This window comes from Bacillus sp. V26 (genome assembly GCF_034296245.1).
In the GTDB taxonomy this organism is placed as follows: domain Bacteria; phylum Bacillota; class Bacilli; order Bacillales; family Bacillaceae; genus Bacillus; species Bacillus halotolerans.
In genome coordinates this window covers 1-378 of the sequence record NZ_JAXKQF010000020.1, presented here as the reverse complement: position 1 = coordinate 378, position 378 = coordinate 1, and the positions used below count along the sequence as shown (strand labels likewise).

At 49.2% G+C, this 378-nt stretch carries 3 tRNA genes; all 3 read right to left on the bottom strand.

The features are described from left to right. Nucleotides 1-49: 49 nt before the first annotated feature. Nucleotides 50-124, bottom strand: a tRNA-Gly gene (locus tag UJ203_RS20790). 40 nt (nucleotides 125-164) lie between these two features. Beyond that, nucleotides 165-247, bottom strand: a tRNA-Leu gene (locus UJ203_RS20785). A 7-nt stretch (nucleotides 248-254) separates the two neighbouring features. After that, a tRNA-Lys gene (locus UJ203_RS20780) sits at nucleotides 255-330 on the bottom strand. Nucleotides 331-378 lie beyond the last annotated feature (48 nt).

Genomic DNA, 378 nt, shown 5'->3' with positions numbered 1-378 from the left:
AAGTCCTGTGTGTCTGCCAATTCCACCACCCCGGCGTGGATGGTATAGTTGGAGCGGAAGACGGGATTCGAACCCGCGACCCCCACCTTGGCAAGGTGGTGTTCTACCACTGAACTACTTCCGCAGACAGGATGTCCAGTTTTTAGAACTGTCATCCTATATAATGCGGGTGAAGGGACTTGAACCCCCACGTCATAAAGACACTAGATCCTAAGTCTAGCGCGTCTGCCAATTCCGCCACACCCGCTTAAAAATGGTGAGCCATGAAGGACTCGAACCTTCGACCCTCTGATTAAAAGTCAGATGCTCTACCAACTGAGCTAATGGCTCTTCTTACAAGAGACTTGAATATTATATCATATAAAAGTGGTGCCGGCA